The following is a 1108-nucleotide window of genomic DNA, read 5'->3' as shown; positions in this document are numbered from 1 at the left end:
TCGCCCGGGGTGACGACACTGAAACCGGCCCCACCCAGCTGATGCATGATTCCCAAATCCGAGTCGCTGTTGAGAATGCCTTTCCTGCAAGCGCGGGCGAGGCGGGTCCTATCTGGCCGGGCGCGCGCCCGCCGTTGACAAATTCCTGAGCGAACACTTCACCCGATGCGTGCAGCGCTTTTTCCGCAAGCACCAGGTACATGTCCTCGACCGTAATCGGCTTAACCCAGGCGGCGTTGTTGCAGGCCGCCGGAAGCTTGCCGGCGCTATCCTTCAAGTAACGGTTATAGCCTGCGACATAGCCCGCCAACAAGTCTCTCGGCTCCGCGCCGCCGGCCACATAGTTCGCCTTGAGCTGCTCCTGGTCGATGTAGGCCTTGAAGAAAAAATCGCTGTCTTCATTGCGCAAGTTGATGTAATCAATCGCGGCGCCGTATTCGCCGTCCGCAGGCTCGGTCGCGCGTGCGGCGGGACCGAAATAGCGCGAGCGTTCCCCGCGCACGGTAAGCAGCGTATCGGCGAACATGCACACGTTATCTTGCGCATAAGCATAGGCAAGCCCATAGCCGAGCCCGCGGAAATCACTGGCTTTGACGTGGGCCACACCGTAACTGGTGCGCGCCAGTTCGGCGTGCACCCGAGCCGGTGGCTGCTGTCCAGGATGCGACTCATCGACCCGGCCGCATCCATTCAACACCAAACCCATCAAGAAGGCCACGGTGGTTCCGGATCCCCATGTCGCAATTCGCATCATCAACTCCTTTGTAATTTACATAACAATCGCCTGAGCAAGCTTACGAAGTTGTCGATTATTCACATTGAGGTCAGTCAACATGCGGGCCTCGTCAACAGAGCCTTGGGGAAAGTGTATGCGTAACAAAAAGGGCTGAAAAGTTAAATACCAAGCTTTCCCGAAAAACCACATGCACACGAAAGCGCTTGGAATATACGGCATCGCCGGTATAAGCTGCGGCATCGTCGGCGTCATGCCGACCGCGTTATCGGGAGAGTCTGCCCCCTGTGTCAAACTATTGTGAGACAACTTCATCAGTCTAATTAAGGAAGTTGGCACACATATGGAATTGAACATGACACCAGCAGCAGAACA

2 protein-coding genes are annotated in these 1108 nt (G+C 56.4%); both read right to left on the bottom strand.

The annotated features are described in order from the left end of the window. A partial coding sequence (locus ACP7BV_RS27135) for a penicillin acylase family protein (protein WP_426108007.1) occupies positions 1–754 on the bottom strand: 754 nt, incomplete at its 3' end. Positions 755–769: 15 nt separating this feature from the next. Further along, on the bottom strand, positions 770–1108 hold a 339-nt coding region (locus tag ACP7BV_RS27130; RefSeq protein WP_426108005.1), incomplete at its 5' end, for a hypothetical protein.

It is taken from the genome of Massilia sp. TSP1-1-2 (assembly GCF_049896185.1).
Classification (GTDB): domain Bacteria; phylum Pseudomonadota; class Gammaproteobacteria; order Burkholderiales; family Burkholderiaceae_D; genus Telluria_A.
This window is presented reverse-complemented; position numbering and strand designations above follow the sequence as displayed.